This is a genomic window from Streptomyces sp. Root1310 (assembly GCF_001426425.1).
Classification (GTDB): Bacteria; Actinomycetota; Actinomycetes; order Streptomycetales; family Streptomycetaceae; genus Streptomyces.
Genome location: NZ_LMEQ01000006.1, coordinates 83,680 through 99,430, shown reverse-complemented (window position 1 = coordinate 99,430; position 15,751 = coordinate 83,680). Strand labels below are relative to the sequence as shown.

General features: G+C 72.8%; 13 protein-coding genes. 7 read left to right on the top strand and 6 right to left on the bottom strand.

Going from position 1 to position 15,751, the window contains the following annotated elements; genetic code table 11:
* Positions 1-127: 127 nt before the first annotated feature.
* From ASD48_RS14985 to ASD48_RS14975, 3 genes are all read right to left on the bottom strand, one after another.
* A complete protein-coding gene (locus tag ASD48_RS14985) occupies positions 128-2,365 on the bottom strand; it encodes a molybdopterin oxidoreductase family protein (protein ID WP_057602081.1) in 2,238 nt (745 codons plus the stop codon).
* A gap of 82 nt (positions 2,366-2,447) precedes the next feature.
* On the bottom strand, positions 2,448-3,065 hold the full coding sequence (locus ASD48_RS14980) for a TetR/AcrR family transcriptional regulator (RefSeq protein ID WP_057602080.1): 618 nt from the start codon (positions 3,063-3,065) through the stop codon (positions 2,448-2,450).
* 94 nt (positions 3,066-3,159) lie between these two features.
* Positions 3,160-3,681 carry a hypothetical protein gene (locus tag ASD48_RS14975; RefSeq protein WP_057602079.1) on the bottom strand — a complete coding sequence of 174 codons (522 nt, stop codon included), beginning with the start codon at positions 3,679-3,681 and terminating at the stop codon, positions 3,160-3,162.
* 176 nt (positions 3,682-3,857) lie between these two features.
* On the opposite strand from ASD48_RS14975, the gene hmgA reads away from it, so the two are divergent.
* Genes hmgA through ASD48_RS14955 form a run of 4 tightly spaced genes read left to right on the top strand, consistent with a single transcriptional unit; the run spans position 3,858 to position 8,364 of the window.
* Positions 3,858-5,198 carry a homogentisate 1,2-dioxygenase gene (hmgA, locus tag ASD48_RS14970; protein WP_057602078.1) on the top strand — a complete coding sequence of 447 codons (1,341 nt, stop codon included), beginning with the start codon at positions 3,858-3,860 and terminating at the stop codon, positions 5,196-5,198.
* A 26-nt stretch (positions 5,199-5,224) separates the two neighbouring features.
* Complete coding sequence (locus ASD48_RS14965) at positions 5,225-5,974, top strand: GntR family transcriptional regulator (RefSeq protein ID WP_057602077.1); 750 nt, start codon at positions 5,225-5,227, stop codon at positions 5,972-5,974.
* Positions 5,975-5,999: 25 nt separating this feature from the next.
* On the top strand, positions 6,000-7,145 hold the full coding sequence (locus ASD48_RS14960; protein WP_057602076.1) for a type ISP restriction/modification enzyme: 1,146 nt from the start codon (positions 6,000-6,002) through the stop codon (positions 7,143-7,145).
* Positions 7,146-7,155: 10 nt separating this feature from the next.
* Entirely contained in the window at positions 7,156-8,364 is a 1,209-nt protein-coding gene (locus tag ASD48_RS14955; protein ID WP_057602075.1) for a CaiB/BaiF CoA-transferase family protein, read from the top strand.
* Positions 8,365-8,398: 34 nt separating this feature from the next.
* On the opposite strand, the gene ASD48_RS14950 is transcribed toward ASD48_RS14955, so the two are convergent.
* The 3 genes from ASD48_RS14950 to ASD48_RS14940 all read right to left on the bottom strand — a co-directional run bounded on the left by ASD48_RS14950 (position 8,399) and on the right by ASD48_RS14940 (position 10,194).
* Entirely contained in the window at positions 8,399-8,680 is a 282-nt protein-coding gene (locus ASD48_RS14950; RefSeq protein ID WP_079073766.1) for a hypothetical protein, read from the bottom strand.
* Between the two features lie 126 nt (positions 8,681-8,806).
* Complete coding sequence (locus ASD48_RS14945; protein WP_057602073.1) at positions 8,807-9,655, bottom strand: anti-sigma factor; 849 nt, start codon at positions 9,653-9,655, stop codon at positions 8,807-8,809.
* Positions 9,652-10,194 carry a sigma-70 family RNA polymerase sigma factor gene (locus ASD48_RS14940; RefSeq protein ID WP_054239311.1) on the bottom strand — a complete coding sequence of 181 codons (543 nt, stop codon included), beginning with the start codon at positions 10,192-10,194 and terminating at the stop codon, positions 9,652-9,654. The genes ASD48_RS14945 and ASD48_RS14940 overlap by 4 nt, the downstream gene beginning before the upstream one ends.
* Before the next feature lie 210 nt (positions 10,195-10,404).
* Here ASD48_RS14940 and ASD48_RS14935 point away from each other — a divergent pair, with 210 nt between their 5' ends.
* The 3 genes from ASD48_RS14935 to ASD48_RS14925 all read left to right on the top strand — a co-directional run bounded on the left by ASD48_RS14935 (position 10,405) and on the right by ASD48_RS14925 (position 15,750).
* Entirely contained in the window at positions 10,405-11,913 is a 1,509-nt protein-coding gene (locus ASD48_RS14935) for a DUF4331 domain-containing protein (protein ID WP_199875798.1), read from the top strand.
* Positions 11,914-12,088: 175 nt separating this feature from the next.
* The gene (locus ASD48_RS14930; protein WP_057602072.1) at positions 12,089-14,020 is read left to right on the top strand and encodes a tetratricopeptide repeat protein; all 1,932 of its coding nucleotides are present in this window, start codon (positions 12,089-12,091) and stop codon (positions 14,018-14,020) included.
* A complete protein-coding gene (locus ASD48_RS14925) occupies positions 14,017-15,750 on the top strand; it encodes a sulfite exporter TauE/SafE family protein (RefSeq protein ID WP_057602071.1) in 1,734 nt (577 codons plus the stop codon). Before ASD48_RS14930 ends, ASD48_RS14925 begins: the two co-directional genes overlap by 4 nt.
* Position 15,751 lies beyond the last annotated feature (1 nt).

Below are 15,751 nucleotides of genomic sequence, written 5' to 3'. Positions count from 1 at the left end.
ACGTTCGCCCTTGAACATCCCACCTGGGGTCGGCGGTGGGTTGACGTTAGGTCCGTTCAAACGGTGTTAACAAGACGTTGACGTGCGAGCAATAAGCGCAAAACTCCAGGTCACAGCTTTGCTCAGCTCAGCGCGCCGCCACGGGGGCAAGTTCCACCGGTACTCCGTTGAGGACGGCGTTGCCCGACAGCGGGTCCAGCAGGCTGCCGTCGAGGAGCTGGTTGACGTTGACGCCGGGGTCGGTGGCGGCATGGCTGAGGCGGGTGCCGGGGCGGTCGTGGCCCCAGCCGTGCGGCAGGCTGACCACGCCCGGGCGTACGCCGTCGGTGACCTCGGCCGGTGCGGTGACCTCTCCCCCGGCGCCCTTGATCCGTACCGGCGCGCCGTCCCGCACGCCGAGCCGTTCGGCGTCCTCGGGGTGGATGTGCAGGGTGCAGCGGTTGGTGCCGCCGGTGAGCGCGGGGACGTTGTGCATCCAGCTGTTGTTGGACCGCAGATGACGCCGGCCGACCAGGACGAGTTCGTCGGGCCGCCGCTTCAGTACCTCCCGCAGCCGCGGAAGATCGTCGGCGATCGGCTGCGGCAGCAGTTCGATCCGCCCGCTGCGCGTCTTCAGCGGCTGGGGCAGGCGCGGCCGGAGCGGCCCGAGGTCGATGCCGTGCGGGTGGTCGAGCAGCCGGGCGAGGCCGAGTCCGTCCGGGCGGGCGCCGAAGCCGTCACCGTAGGGGCCGAGACGCAGCATCATGTCGAGCCGTCGCTCGGGCCCGGTCTCGCCGGTGAGCTGTGCCGCGAGCTGGTGCGGGTCGCGGCCGTGCACGGGTGAGTGGGGCTCCTTCACCGCCTTGCCGAGGGTCTGGCCGATGACCAGGTCGTCCACGGCGGACGGATCGGCGCCGTGCATGCCGGTGGCGGCCAGGACCAGCCGGGCGAGGATCTCGGTCTCGGCCATCCGGCCAGGCTCGAGCGGGACGGCCGGGCGGCTGTAGCGGACCTGGTTGCGTACGGCGAGGGTGTTGAAGGCGAAGTCGTGGTGCGGGCTCTGCGAGGGCGGGGGCGGGGGCAGCACCACGTCGGCGTGGCGGGAGGTCTCGTTCAGGTAGGGGTCGACGCTGACCATGAAGTCGAGGGAGTCGAGCGCCTTGTCGAGCCGGTCGCCGTCCGGGGCGGACAGGACGGGGTTGGCGGCCACGGCGACGAGCGCGCGGACCGGCTCGCCCTCCGCCGTCGCGGTGTCGATCTCCTCGGCGAGCGACGACAGCGGCAGCTCGCCCTTGGCCTCCGGGTGCCGGCTCACCCGGGAGTGCCAGCGCGCGAGCCGGAAGCCGTGGCCGGGGCCGGCCGGCCGGGGCGTGCGGTCGGTGGCGGCCTGCGGGAAGAGGGCGCCGCCGGGCCGGTCCAGGTTGCCGGTGAGGATGTTGAGGATGTCCACGAGCCAGCTGGCGAGGGTGCCGTGGGGGACCGTGCAGCTGCCGATGCGGCCGTAGACGGCGGCGGTGGGGGCGGCGGCGAGTTCGCGGGCCAGGGTGCGGATGAGCGAGGCGTCCACGTCACAGGCGGCGGTCACCGCTTCGGGGGTGAAGTCCCGTACGGCCTCCGCGAGTTCGTCGAGGCCCTCGAGGTGCGGGGCCGACTCGCCGGGATCGACGAGGAGTTCCTCGAAGAGCACCTGGGCCATGGCGGCGAGGAGCAGCGCGTCCGTGCCCGGCCGGATCGGGATGTGCCGGTCGGCGAGCTTCGCGGTGCGGGTGCGGCGCGGGTCGATGACGGTGAGGGTGCCGCCGCGCGCCTTGAGCGCCTTGAGCTTGCCGGGGAAGTCGGCGGCGGTGCACAGACTCCCGTTGGACTCCAGCGGGTTGGCGCCGATGAGCAGGAGATGGTCGGTGTGGTCCAGGTCCGGCACGGGAATCGCGTTGGCGTCGCCGTACAGCAGGCCGCTGGAGACGTGCTTGGGCATCTGGTCGACCGTGGAGGCGGTGAAGAGGCTGCGGGTGCCGAGGCCGGCGATCAGGACGGTCGGATAGAGCGCGCCGGCCATGGTGTGCACGTTGGGGTTGCCGAGGACGATTCCGACGGAGTTCGCCCCGTACCGCTCGACGACCGGCCGGATCCCGGCGGCCACGGCGTCGAAGGCCTCCTCCCAGGTGGCCTCGCGCAGCTCGCCGTCCCGGCGCACCAGGGGCGTCCGCAGCCGGTCGGGGTCGCCGTCGACGGCACCGAAGGAGGCGCCCTTGGGGCAGATGAAGCCCTTGCTGAAGACGTCCTCTCGGTCGCCGCGGGCGCCGGTGACCTCCGTCCCCTCGATGGTGAGCGTCAGCCCGCAGGTGGCCTCGCACAACGGGCAGATTCGCAGGGCGGTGCGGGACACGGGTCCTCCTGGGGGCGGCATTGCCATCTCCCGGTGAGCATACCGAGCGGTATGGCCAATGGGGAGGGGGCGGCCGCGACCGTCAGTCCAGGGTCCGCGCCAGATACGCCCGCAGCAGCTCCCGCGTCTCGTCGATCACCTTCGGATCGCCCTCCGGATCCACCCGGAAGGCCAGCTGGACGAGGGTGTCCGCGGTCTCCACGGCGATCAGGAAGGTGCGGCGCAGGTCGTCGTCGGGCTCGCGGACGAGATAGTCGGAGAGCAGCTCGGTGAGGCGGTCGGCGACCCGGTGGTTGGGTTCCGCGTGCCGGGCGCCGACCGGGATCTGGTTGCCGAAGTCGACGAGGGAGAACCCGGGAGCGGTGTGCTTCATGGCCAGGTACTCGTCGAGCACGGCGTCCATGGCGGCCCGCCAGTCGCCCCGGCGCGCGCCCTTCAGCCGCTCGGTGACGCGCTCGGAGTAACGCTCGAGATTGCGCTGCGCGAGCGCGTCGGCCATCTGCCGCTTGTTGCCGAAGAAGCGGTAGACGGAGCCGATGGGGACGCCGGCGCGCTCGGCGACGGCCCGGGTGCTCAGGCCGTCGTAGCCGACCTCGTCCAGCAGGTCGGCACAGGCGTCGAGGATTCTGGTCAGCCGTTCGGCGCTGCGCCGCTGCACGGGCGCACGACGGAGCGATGTCGCTTGGGGCACGGAGCTCATGATGCCTTTCCGTCGCGGCGGGGTGAACCTCACCCCTCGGTACGGAGAAAGATGCCCGCTGCACTCAACGGCGGGCCCACCGGGGGGACGACGCTCAGGGCGAGGGCTCCGACGCCGTGATGTACGCCGTACTCTCCACCGGCTTGCCGTCCACCGCCCACACGGTGCCGTCGTCCGCGTACAGCCGGGCGGTGACCTGGTGGGTGCCGTGCGGCAGGTAGCCGGCCGGGATGCGGTAGGACGGGGTGCGCAGGTCGGCGACCGGCTGGTCGTCCACGTAGAGCCGGGCCGCGCCGCGGCCGTGGGCAGCCCCCGCCTTCGCCGCGGTGGGCGTGAACCGGAAGTTCTCCACCTTCAGGCGTACGTCCCAGCTGCCGTCGGCCTCGGGCTCCACCTGGACACCGACCTCGGGTGCCCCCTTCTTCCCCACCTCGCGGTAGTGCCGCCCTTCGTCGTCCGTTTCCTTCAGGACCTTGCCCACCGGCGAGGGGGAGGCCGACGCCGCGGTCGACGCGTCCCCCCGCTCATGGGCGCCACTGGTGCCACAGCCCGCGGATCCGGTCAGCAGCAGGACACAGACCGCGGGCACGGCGAGGCTTCCGCGCGTCCACGACATGCGGGGGAGCGTAGAACAACGGACCGACACGCGGATCCCCCTGGAGTCTGGTTCCGGCCGTCTTGATCGTCCTCCAGGAGGAGGACCGTCGCACCTCTTGCGCCGGGGAAATCGCAATCCTACGGTGATGCATAGGAATCAGCAGGCGCACCCGCGGGGCGCCGGAGGGAGCGATCATGAGCAGCGGGGACGCACGCAAGACCGCCGAGGGCCTGACCTATCTCCGCGGGTTCGGCAACGAGCACGCCTCCGAGGCCGTGCCGGGGGCCCTGCCCGACGGCCGGAACTCGCCGCAGCGCGCGCCCCTCGGCCTGTACGCGGAACAGCTCAGCGGTACGGCGTTCACCGAGCCGCGGGCCCACAACCGCCGCTCGTGGCTCTACCGGATCCGTCCGTCGGCCGCGCACCCGGCGTTCACCCGCGTCGACGACGGCGCGCTGCGCACCGGCCCCTTCACGGAGACCGTCCCCGATCCGAACCGGCTGCGCTGGGACCCGCTGCCCGAGCCGCCGGCCGGCACGGATCTGCTGGCCGGCCTGTGGACCCTGGGCGGCAACGGCGACGTCACCCAGCGCACCGGCATGGCCGTGCACCTGTACCACGCGAACGCCTCCATGGACCGCGTGTTCGGTGACGCCGACGGCGAGCTGCTGATCGTCCCCGAGCAGGGCGGACTGCTGCTGCGCACGGAGTTCGGGCAGCTGCACGCCGAGCCCGGCGAGGTGGCGCTGATCCCGCGCGGGGTCCGCTTCCGCGTCGACCTGCTGGACGCCTCCGCCCGCGGCTACGTCTGCGAGAACTACGGCGCCCCCTTCCGCCTCCCCGACCTCGGCCCGATCGGCGCCAACGGCCTCGCCAACCCCCGTGACTTCCGCGCGCCCGTCGCCGCGTACGAGGACGTCGAGGGTCCGGTGGAGGTGGTCAACAAGTACTGCGGCCACCTCTGGAGCGCGACGTACGACCACTCCCCGCTCGACGTGGTCGCCTGGCACGGCAACCACGTCCCGTACGTCTACGACCTGCGCCGCTTCAACGTCATCGGCACCATCTCCTACGACCACCCGGATCCGTCGATCTTCACGGTGCTGACCGCCCCGTCCGACACCCCCGGTCTGGCCGGTGTCGACTTCGTGGTCTTCGCCCCGCGCTGGCTGGTCGGCGAGGACACCTTCCGGCCGCCGTACTTCCACCGGAACGTGATGAGCGAGTACATGGGCCTGATCGAGGGCGCGTACGACGCCAAGACGGCCGGAAAGGGAGGCTTCGTGCCGGGCGGCGGCTCGCTGCACAACATGATGTCCGCGCACGGCCCGGACCGGGAGACCTTCGACCGGGCGAGCGCCGCCGAGCTGGGGCCGCAGAAGATCGACGACGGACTGGCGTTCATGTTCGAGACCCGCTGGCCGATCACCCTCACCCCGGACGCGGCCGGGGCCGACCACCTCCAGGAGCGCTACGACGACGTCTGGCAGGGCCTCGAACGCCACTTCCGTCCGTCCGACGGAACATTGCACTGAACGGTGCCGACCGGTACGGATAGCCCGTGACCTCCTTCGCGCCGGACTCGATCGTCCTCACCCGAAAGCTGCCGCTCTGGTACCAGGTGTCGCAGTCGCTGCGCGCCTCGATACTCGGCCGCTCGCCGCAGGACCCGCTCCGACTGCCCACCGAGGAGCAGTTGGCGGGTCACTACGGGGTGAGCGTGCTGACCATGCGGCAGGCACTGAAGGAGCTGGAGGACGAGGGTCTGATCAGCCGGCACCGCCGGCGGGGCACGTTCATCGAGCCGAGCGCGCGGCGGGGCGCTCCGGTCCGGCTCCTCGGCTCGGTCGACGCGATCGTGGCCCAGCAGTCCGCCATGACGACGGAACTCCTCGACCACGGCCGTACGTCCGTCCCAGCCGAGGTCGCCGAGCACTTCCCGGACCTGACCGAGGTGGCGACCTACCACCGGCTGCGGAGCGACGAGAACACCGGCGAGCCGACCAACCACGCCCGCAACTACGTCCGTCCCGAGATCGCCGCCCGGATCGACCCCGACGACCTGGTCCGGCGGCCCATGACGAAGGTGCTGCGGGACCTCACGGGCGTGGACATCGGCCGGATCACGGACACGGTCGAGGCCCGGCTCGCGGACCCGGAGACCGCCCAGCTGCTCCGGGTCCCGCTGCTCAGCCCGATCCTGCACTACACGGGCGTCATCCACGACACCGCCGGGCAGGTCCTCGACGTGGCCGTCATCCACTACCGGGGCGACCGGTTCTCCTTCACGGTCACCGTCGACGCGACGTGACCCGCCACGGGCGACCCGTCGTACGATGCCGGGCGTGACGCCCGACGACGCTCCGCCGCTGGCGGACCTCATGCCGTGGTCCGTCGCACCACCACGGCTCGGCCGGGGATGGCCGGCGGACCCCGACCCGGCTTCCCTGAAAGCCCGCTGGGACGCCCTGGTGAGGGCCGAGGGCCCGGACCGCGAGGCCCTGTTCGAGCCGACCCGCTCACGCACCCTGCACACGGCGGTCGGGCAGCTGCCCGGGCACCCCGGCGGCACCGGGAGACTCGTCCGTGCCTGCGGCCCGTGCCCCGAGCCGGTACGGGTGCTGACCGGGCCCTTCGACGAGCACTGGCTCATCCCCGACCACCGGCTGATCGACGCGGCCCGCCCGGAGCTGTGGCGGGTGGCGGACGAGCACCAGGTCTTCGTGGTGGAGGCGCCGTCCCCACCGGGCCCCCCGCTGCTCGCGACCGCCCTGATCCCGCTGGCGCGCCCCGGCCGGATCCGCCCGCTGTACCGGCGCCCCGGCGGCATGGAACCCAACCTGGCGCCGGGCCTGCTGGAGCACCTCGGCCACTCCCCCGATCCGGTGGACTTCCTGGCCTGGACCCTGACCGCCGTCCGCCCCGATCTCACCGTCCCGCTCACCCGGGACCCCGGGCTCTGGGCCCGGGGCGTGGAACTGGGCCGCCGCGCCCTGTGGCTGCTGCGCCGCGACGGCGACCGCCCCCGGCTCCCCGGCGGCCGCCGCCCCTACGTCCGCGCCCCGCTGCCCGGCCGGCCCCTGACGCTGCACTACGACCGCGACGAGGAGACCCTGCACCTCGACGGCGGCCGGGTCTCCCCCGTCCCGCCCGCGGCCTGGGACTTCACCGCGGGCGGGGTCCGCGTCCTGGAGCAGTGGTTCGCGGCCCGGACGGCGGAGCCCGGCCCCGGCACCCTGGCCGCGATCCGCCCCAGGACCTGGCCGCAGGCCTGGACCTCCGAACTCCTCGAACTGATCACGGTGTTGGCGCTGTTCGCGGAAGCGCGCGCCCAGCAGGAGGAGTTGACGGTGCCGGACACGATCACCGCGAAGGAGCTGCGCGCGGCGGGCGTCCTGCCGGTCCCGGACCAGGTCCGGCACCCGGCGACGGTCCTCGACCACCACGAGGAGGGCCCGGAGGGTCAGTTCGCGCTGATCTAGCATCCACCCCATGGACCAGAGCCCCCCGCCGCTGCCGCCGCCCCTGGAGGGCCTCACCGTCGTCGCCGTCGAGCAGGCGGTCGCGGCCCCCTTCGCCACCCGCCAGCTCGCCGATCTCGGCGCCCGGGTGATCAAGGTCGAGCGGATCGACGGCGGTGACTTCGCCCGCGGCTACGACACGGCCGCCGCCGGCCTCGCCTCGCACTTCGTGTGGTGCAACCGGGGCAAGGAGTCCATCGCGCTGGACCTCAAGGACCCCCGCGGCCTGGACGTCGTAAGGCGGCTCGTCGCCGACGCGGACGTGTTCGTGCAGAACCTCGCGCAGGGGGCGGCGGCCCGGCTGGGCCTGGACGCGGCCACCCTGTGCGCGGAGCATCCGCGACTGGTCGCCGTCGACATCTCCGGGTACGGCGCGAGCGGGCCGTACGCGGACAAGCGGGCGTACGACATGCTCGTGCAGTGCGAGGCGGGGCTGGTGTCGGTGACCGGGACGCCCGAGCGGCCGGTGAAGGCGGGAATCCCGGCGGCGGACATCGCGGCGGCCATGTACGCCTTCTCCGGCGTGCTGGCGGCGCTGGTGCGGCGGGGCACGACCGGGCGGGGCGGGCCGGTGGAGGTGTCGATGCTGGAGGCGCTCGCGGAGTGGATGGGACATCCGCTGCACCACACGCTGCACGGCGGCACCGCTCCGGCCCGCACCGGCCTCGCGCACGCGGTGATCGCGCCCTACGACGCCTACCCCACCGCGGACGGCGGGCGGGTGCTGCTCTCCGTGCAGAACGACCGGGAGTGGCGGCGGCTGGCGGTACAGGTCCTCGGCCGACCCGACGCGGGCACGGATCCGGCCTACGCGACGAACGCGGCCAGGGTGGTGAACCGGGAGCGCACGGACGCGCTGGTGGCCGGGGCGCTGGGCGCCCTGGACGCCGACGAGGCGCTCGCCCGGCTGGAGGGCGCGGGCATCGCGTGCGCACGCCTGAGGGATCTGCACGAGCTCGCGGAACATCCGCAGCTGGCGGCCCGTCAGCGGTGGCGGGAGGTGGGGACGCCGGTCGGGCCGCTGCGGGCACTGCTGCCCCCGATCACACTGCCGGGCGGGGCGGAGGCACGGATGGGAGACGTGCCCGCGCTCGGGGAACACACCGAAGCGCTGCTGCGTGCCGTGGGGATGACGGACGAGGAGATCGCAGCGCTGCGCCGGGACGGTGTGGCCGCCTGAGCGCGGACTCAGTACGTGAGGACGCGCCGGCCGGTCAGTGCTTGTTGCCTCCGAACAGTGAACGCCGCAGTCGGCGCAGCGGCGCGAAGAGCGAGACACGGCTCACCCGTGCCCGCGCCGTCTTGGGGCCGTGCACGCGCGCGGGTTCACGCGCGGTCAGCTCCCGCATGAGCGAGGTCGCCTCGAGCGTCTCGCGCTGCGGTATGGCGGGGCCCGCCAGCACCGAGAGATGGCGGTCGAGGCGCGAACTGGTCGCACTGCTCCCGCAGGTGATCGCAGGGACGCGTGCCCTGCTGTGCATCGTTATCTGTTCCATGTCACTCCCCACCCGTACGAGTCCACCCGGCCCGGGCAGGGTAACCCTATCGCCCCGTCGAGGCACACGTGTATCGAGCTCACAGGATTCACCTTCCCCGTAAGGGGGTTGACGACCCCTCCCCGATCACTCTCCGAATCCAACCGATTTCAGGGCGAGTTGGACAACCGGCTGCGTAGTGGGCTGTGGTGACCCCCCGTCGGGCTCGACGGTCACAGCGAGTGAGGTCGCGACCTTGTCGAGACCGGTGGCGACCAAGGGCGTGTCGCCGTCGAAGAGCCCAAGGGAGCGTGGTTGCGCGTCGGGGCGCATGAGCCACAGCTGATGCGCCTGTCCGGTGGGCAGATCGCCGTATCCGCTCAGGGTGACGATCGCCTCCCCCTCCTCGGCGGAGGCGATCACTCCGATACCGCGGCCCTGCGCGTCCTTGCCGGTGCTCGCCCGCGCGTCGGGAGCCGCGAGAACGTGGGCGATCTCACGCGCCCGGTCGCGCTCGGCGTTCAGTTCGTCCTGGGCGCGGCCCGCCTGCACGGCGAAGAGAGAGGCGACGACGAGGGCCGCCGCGGCGGTGGCCGTGGCGAACGGCACGAACAGCGGGCGGCGCGCGCGGGGCGCTCCCCCACGGCCGGACGCGTGGGAGGTGCCCCCGGAGCGTCCCGGCGGCGACTGCGCGCCCCAGACGTGCGGGGGCAGTTGGGGCGCGTACTCCCTCCCCGGCGCGCGGGAGGACTCCTGCGGCGTTCTCTGCACGGCCGCCAGCACCCGGCTGCGCAGGTGGGCCGGCGGCTGCGCGGCCTGGGACCAGGCGAGCCGGACGGCGTCCTCGGCCAGCTCCCGCACCTCGGCGGAGCAGCGGTCGCAGCCCGTCAGATGCTTCTCGAAGCGGCGGCGTTCGTCGGGTTCGAGGGCGTCGAGCGCGTAGGGGGCGGCCAGCGAGTGCAGGTCCTCGCGGCGGAACAGGCCGAGCACACTCATGCGGCACCTCCCAGGCAGTCGCGCAGCCGCGTGAGTCCGTCACGCATCCGGGTCTTCACCGTGCCCAGCGGCAGCGACAGCCGGTCTGCCACTTCACGGTACGTGTAGCCGTCGTAGTAGGCGAGGGTGACGGACTGGCGCTGGAGCGCCGTCAGCCGGTCGAGGCAGCGGCGGACCAACTGGCGTTCCAGGCCCGCCTCGACCTCCTCGGCCACCTGGTCGAAGGCCGGGTCGTGATAGCGCGACGCCTCGCGCTGCTCACGGTCCACGGCCGCACGGGCGCTGCGCACCCGGTCGACGGCGCGGCGGTGCGCGAGGGTGAGGATCCAGGAGAGGGCGCTGCCCCGGTTCGGATCGAACCGGCCGGCCGAGCGCCAGGCCTCCAGGAGCACCTCCTGGGCGACCTCCTCCGACTGCGCGGGATCCCTGACGACCCGGCGCACGAGCCCGAACACCGGCCCCGACACCAGTCCGTAGAGCTGTTCGAATGCGCGCTGGTCGCCCCCAGCCACGAGCACCAGTAGCTCGTCCGCCTCCATGCGGTCCCCCTCCCTGCGGCCACCACACCCGGGCCGCCCCGTCACACCAGGCATTCGCAACGAACACACCTCCGGATGGGGGGTACGTATCGAAGCGCCGAAAACGCGGGTGAGCAGGAAAGAAAAAGTTTTTGGGATTCGACCAATCCGAAACCACCCCCCGCTCCGTATCACTGTCCGTCAGGCAACTTGGCACAGAGGACGGACGGCATGACAGCTTTCTCCAGGAGCGGCAACGGACGCAGGAGCGTCGCGACCCTCGTCTGCGGTGCGTTGGCCGCCGGGGGGCTCGCAGCCGCCGGCGTGGCCACGCTGGTGCCGGGGGCGGCCTACGCCTCCAGCCACCGCGAGGCCCCCCTCATCTCGGGCACCCCGCAGTACGACAACACCGACGTGTACGCCTTCGTCAGCCCGGACCACCCGGACACGACGACGATCGTCGCGAACTGGATCCCCTTCGAGGAGCCGGCCGGCGGTCCCAACTTCTTCCCCTTCGCCGAGGACGCCCAGTACGACCTGCACATCGACAACAACGGTGACGCGAAGGAGGATCTGACCTTCCGCTACACCTTCAAGACGCATGTGAAGAACAAGAAGACGTTCCTCTACAACACGGGAGTCGTCGAGAGCCTGGACGACGCCGACCTCAACATCACACAGACGTACGACCTCGAACTGATCAAGTCGAAGAAGGGCAAGGTCCAGCACGAGACGAAGATCGCGGACGACGTGCCGGTGGCACCGTCGAACGTGGGCAAGGCCTCGATGCCGCACTACTCGAAGCTGCGCGACCAGGCGATCTACAAGCTCTCCAGCGGCGCCAAGACCTTCGCGGGCCAGGCCGACGACCCGTTCTTCCTCGACCTGCGCGTCTTCGACCTGCTGTACGGCGGTGACCTCTCCGAGGTCGGCAACGACACGCTCAAGGGCTACAACGTCAACTCGATCGCGCTTCAGGTCCCGAACGACATGATCGCCGAGTCGGAGCACCAGCCGATCGTCGGCATCTGGTCGACGACCCAGCGCGAGAACGCCCAGGGCCACTACTCCCAGGTCTCGCGGCTCGGCATGCCGCTGGTCAACGAGGTCGTCAACCCGATCAAGGACAAGGACAAGTTCAACGCGTCCGAGCCGAAGGACGACGGCCAGTTCCTGAAGAACGTCACCAACCCCGAGCTGCCCAAGCTCATAGAGGCGATCTACAAGATCAAGGCGCCGGCCGAGCCGCGCAACGACCTCGTCGACGTGTTCCTGAAGGGTGTCAAGGGCCTCAACCAGCCGCCCTACGTGACGCCGTCGGAGGAACTGCGCCTCAACACCTCGATCAAGCCGACCGCCAGCCCCAAGCGGCTCGGTGTCCTCGACGGTGACAACGCGGGCTTCCCGAACGGCCGTCGCCTCACCGACGACGTGATCGACGCCTCGCTCCAGGTCGTCGAGGGTGAGCTGGTCGGTTCCAAGAACGACCTCGGCGACGCGGTCGACAAGAACGACAAGTCCTTCGAGAAGTACTTCCCGTACGTGGCCCTGCCCACCGAGGGCTCGCGCGGCGCGACCGCCAAGAGCGGCGCCGACGTCCGCAGCCAGCTCGGTGACGCCCTCACGGGCTCCGACAGCAACACCACGCTGATCGCGTCCTCCGCGGGCGCCGGCGCGGCGGGCATCCTCCTCATCGGCGGTGGCCTGATGTGGTGGCGCGGGCGGCGGCGGGCCTACTAGGCCCTCCTCCTGAGCAGGGCCCACCGGGCCCTCCTCCCGAGCGGGCCGGGGAGAATCCTGCGCTCCCCGGCCCGCCTCACAGACTGGCGCGGCCCGCGTACTCATCCCCCACGGCGCGGGCCGCGCCACCCTCGTGCGAGCAGGCTGAACGACCCCAGGCGACCTAGGAGAGGGCATGTCCCCGCGGACGAACGACGGCGAACCGGAGCCCACCCGACCGGCCTCCGCCCGACCGGTACCGGTTTCCGGCACACCGGTTTCCGGCGCACCGGCCTCCGGCGGACCGCTCGCGAAGCCCGGCCGACCGGCGCCGAACCCCGGTCCGGGCCCGGCCTCCGAGGAAGCCTCGGACACGAAGACCACGGCAGAGGCGAAGCCCGAGGACACGGCGGAAGCCGACACCCGGGCCGAGACCCAGGCCGACGCGCCTACAGACGCCGACACCGCCGCCCATACCGAAGCCAGGGTTGCGGCCAGGGCAGAGGGCGAGGCTGCGGCCAGGGCCGGGGGCGAGGCTGCGGCCGAGTCCAGGACGGAAGCCCAGGTCGGGCCCGGGGCCGGCACCGAGACAGAAACCGGCGCCGACACCGAGGCTCTCGCCGAGACCGGTGCTCGCACCGAGGCTGCCGCCGAGACCGATGCTCGCACCGAGGCTCTCGCCGGTGCCGAGGCCGGTGCCGGTGCCGAGGCCGGTGCAGGCAACCGTGACGGTGGCGCGCTCGCCGTCGGTGGCGACGAGCGGGTCGCCGCGGTGCGGCGGGCGGGTGCCGCCGGGCGTCGGTGGCGGGCCGCTCAACTCAGCGCCTGCGCCGCCATGCTGGCCGTGGCACTCACCGCCGGAGCGGTCGCGCTCGGGGCGGTGCGGGACGGACAGAACGTGCCCGTGTCGACCGCCGCGGCGGTCTCCCCCGGGCTGCTCGCCAGTGGCGACCTCGACTCGAGCATCACCGCACTCCAGGCCCATCTCCGTGCGCAGCCACGGGACTTCGGCGGCTGGGCCACCCTCGGGCTCGCCTATGTCGAGCAGGCCCGCACCAAGGGCGACCCCTCCCGCTACCCGCAGGCCGAACAGGCCCTGAAGCGCTCCCTCTCGCTGCGCTCCGACAACGACCAGGCGCTCGCCGGCCGAGCCGCCCTCGCCGCCGCCCGGCACGACTTCGCGAACGCCCTCGACCTGGCCGACCAGGCGCTGAGGCAGAACCCCTACAGCGAGCGCGCCCTGTGCTCCCGTATCGACGCCCTCGTGGAACTCGGCCGCTACGACGACGCCGAGGAGGCCGCGAAGACGGCCGACGAACGGCGGCCGGGCGTACCGGTGTTCACCCGCTACGCGTACGTGCACGAGCTGCGCGGTGACGTCACCACCGCCCGCCGGGTCCTGGAGCGGGCGCTCGCCGCGTCCACCTCACCCGGCGACATCGCCTACGTGGCCGCACAGCTCGGTCAACTCGCGTGGAACCAGGGCGACTACGCCACCGCGCTCACCCACTACGCCCGTGCGCTCGCCGCCGACGAGAACTACCTCCCCGCCTTGGAGGGCCGTGCCCGCGCCCAGGCGGCGAGCGGACGGCGGGACGACGCCGTCAGGGGGCTGGAGCTCATCGTCGCCCGCTACCCGCTCCCCGGACCGCTGGTGGAGCTCGGCGAGCTGTACGAGGCCCGGGGCGGCGAGGGCGACGAGGCGAAGGCCGAGAACCAGTACCTGCTCGTCGACGCGTGGACGGCCATCGCCCGCGCCAACGGCGTCAACGCCGACCTCGACACCGCGCTCGCCGCGGCCGACCACGGCGACCGGACGACGGCCCTGCGCGCGGCCCGCGACGACTGGTCCCGCCGGCACACCGTGCACACGGCGGACGCCCTCGCCTGGGCCCTGCACGTCAACGGCAAGGACGCCGAGGCCCTCCCCTACGCCCGGCGGGCCACGGCCACCGGCTACCGCAACGCGTCCTTCCTCTACCACCGCGGGATGATCGAGAAGGCCACCGGGCACCCCGCCGACGCCCGTACCCACCTCGCCGCCGCCCTGAAGCTGAACCCCGGCTTCTCCCCGCTGGGCGCCCGTGAGGCCCGTACGGCTCTCAAGACGCTGGAGGCGAGCAAGTGATTTCCCGTCGTCTGCTGGCTTCCTGCGCGGCCGTGTTCACGGCCGGCTGCGCGCTCGCGCTGGTCCCTTCCGCCAACGCGAGCGCGCATCCCCTCGGCAATTTCACCGTCAACCGCTACGACGGTCTCGTCGCCGCCCCCGGACAGCTCCGCGTCGACCATGTCGAGGACCTCGCCGAGATCCCGGCGACCCAGGCGAAGCCCGACATCGAACGGCTCGGGATGACCGAGTGGGCCCGGCAGCGCTGCGCGACGGCCGCGACCGGCAGCAGGCTGACCGTGGACGGCCGTGCCGTCACCCTCACGGCGGGCGCCGCCAAGGCGGTCGTACGGCCCGGTCAGGCGGGGCTCGACACCCTGCGCCTGGAGTGCGGGCTGACCGCACCGCTGCCCGCCGTGTCCGGCGAGGACACCCTCTCCCTCACCTTCCACGGCGAGGGCGCCTCCTCCGGACCCGGCTGGCGCGAGATCACCGCGCGCGGCGACCGGATGACGCTCTCCGAGTCCGACGTACCGAAGAAGTCGCTCTCGTCGGAACTCACCAGCTATCCCAAGGAGTTGCTCTCCTCGCCCGCCGACACCTCGACGGCTTCGGTGCGGGTGCGGCCCGGTGGCGCGGCCCTCGTCGAGGACGACCGGGACGCGCCGGCCGCGTCCGTGCTGCCGCGGGGCGCCGACCGCTGGACGCGGGCCCTGGACGACCTGGTCGCCCGGCAGGACCTCACCGTCGGCTTCGCCGCGCTGGCCCTGGTGATCGCCATCGGCCTCGGCGCGATGCACGCGGTCGCCCCGGGGCACGGCAAGACCCTCATGGCCGCGACGGCCGCCGCCCGCGGCGGCAGGGCCCGGATGAAGGACGTCCTCCCCCTGGCCGCCTCCGTCACCGTCACGCACACCCTGGGCGTCGTCGCCCTCGGCCTCCTCGTCACCGCGGGTTCGGCCGCGGCGCCTTCGGTGATCGCCTGGCTGGGCCTGGCCAGCGGCGCGCTGGTGCTCTTCGCGGGCGCGACCCTCGCACGCCGGGCCTGGCGCGGCCGGGGCCCCGACAGCCCCCACGGACACACCCACCCGCATCCGCACCCCCATCCACACGGCAGCGACCCGCACGGGGCCGAACCGCACACCCACGAGCCCGTCAAAGCCCCCGCGCGTCAACTCGCCCTCGTCGGCGCCCCCACCCCGCACACCCATGCCCATCACGACCCCGGGCATGAGCACGGGCACGGGCACGACCAGGCCCACGACAGCGACGGCGGCCGCCACCACGAGCACGCCGACGAGCACGACCACGAGCACGTCCGCGACCACCGTCACGAGCACGGGCACGAGCACGGTCACGCCCACACGCACACCCACGGCGGTCACACCCACACCCACGCCGTGGCCCCCACGCTCCGCGGCACGCTTCTCCTCGGCTTCGCCGGCGGCATGGTCCCCAGCCCGTCCGCCGTGGTCGTGCTGGTCGGCGCGGCGGCGCTCGGGCACGCCTGGTTCGGGCTGCTGCTCGTCGTCGCGTACGGCGTCGGGCTCGCGCTGACCCTGACGGCCGCCGGCTTCGCCGTCGTGAGGCTGGGCGCGGGCGCGACCCGGCTGCTGGACCGGCAGCCGCGCTGGACGACCCACCCGGTCGTGACGCTGGTCCGCCGCAACCTGCCCCTGTGGTCCGCGTTCCTCGTCGTCGCCCTCGGCGCGGGACTGGTGCTCAAGGGGGCCGCATCCGTACTCGGCTGAG

Bases quoted from the DNA above. Each gene is read 5' to 3' on its own strand.
- ASD48_RS14945 (WP_057602073.1), bottom strand. From the start codon at position 9,655: ATGAGTGTGCTCGGCCTGTTCCGCCGCGAGGACCTGCACTCGCTGGCC.
- ASD48_RS14935 (WP_199875798.1), top strand. From the start codon at position 10,405: ATGACAGCTTTCTCCAGGAGCGGCAACGGACGCAGGAGCGTCGCGACC.
- ASD48_RS14930 (WP_057602072.1), top strand. From the start codon at position 12,089: ATGTCCCCGCGGACGAACGACGGCGAACCGGAGCCCACCCGACCGGCC.
- ASD48_RS14955 (WP_057602075.1), top strand. From the start codon at position 7,156: ATGGACCAGAGCCCCCCGCCGCTGCCGCCGCCCCTGGAGGGCCTCACC.
- hmgA (WP_057602078.1), top strand. From the start codon at position 3,858: ATGAGCAGCGGGGACGCACGCAAGACCGCCGAGGGCCTGACCTATCTC.
- ASD48_RS14960 (WP_057602076.1), top strand. From the start codon at position 6,000: ATGCCGGGCGTGACGCCCGACGACGCTCCGCCGCTGGCGGACCTCATG.
- ASD48_RS14940 (WP_054239311.1), bottom strand. From the start codon at position 10,194: ATGGAGGCGGACGAGCTACTGGTGCTCGTGGCTGGGGGCGACCAGCGC.
- ASD48_RS14950 (WP_079073766.1), bottom strand. From the start codon at position 8,680: ATGGAACAGATAACGATGCACAGCAGGGCACGCGTCCCTGCGATCACC.
- ASD48_RS14980 (WP_057602080.1), bottom strand. From the start codon at position 3,065: ATGAGCTCCGTGCCCCAAGCGACATCGCTCCGTCGTGCGCCCGTGCAG.
- ASD48_RS14975 (WP_057602079.1), bottom strand. From the start codon at position 3,681: ATGTCGTGGACGCGCGGAAGCCTCGCCGTGCCCGCGGTCTGTGTCCTG.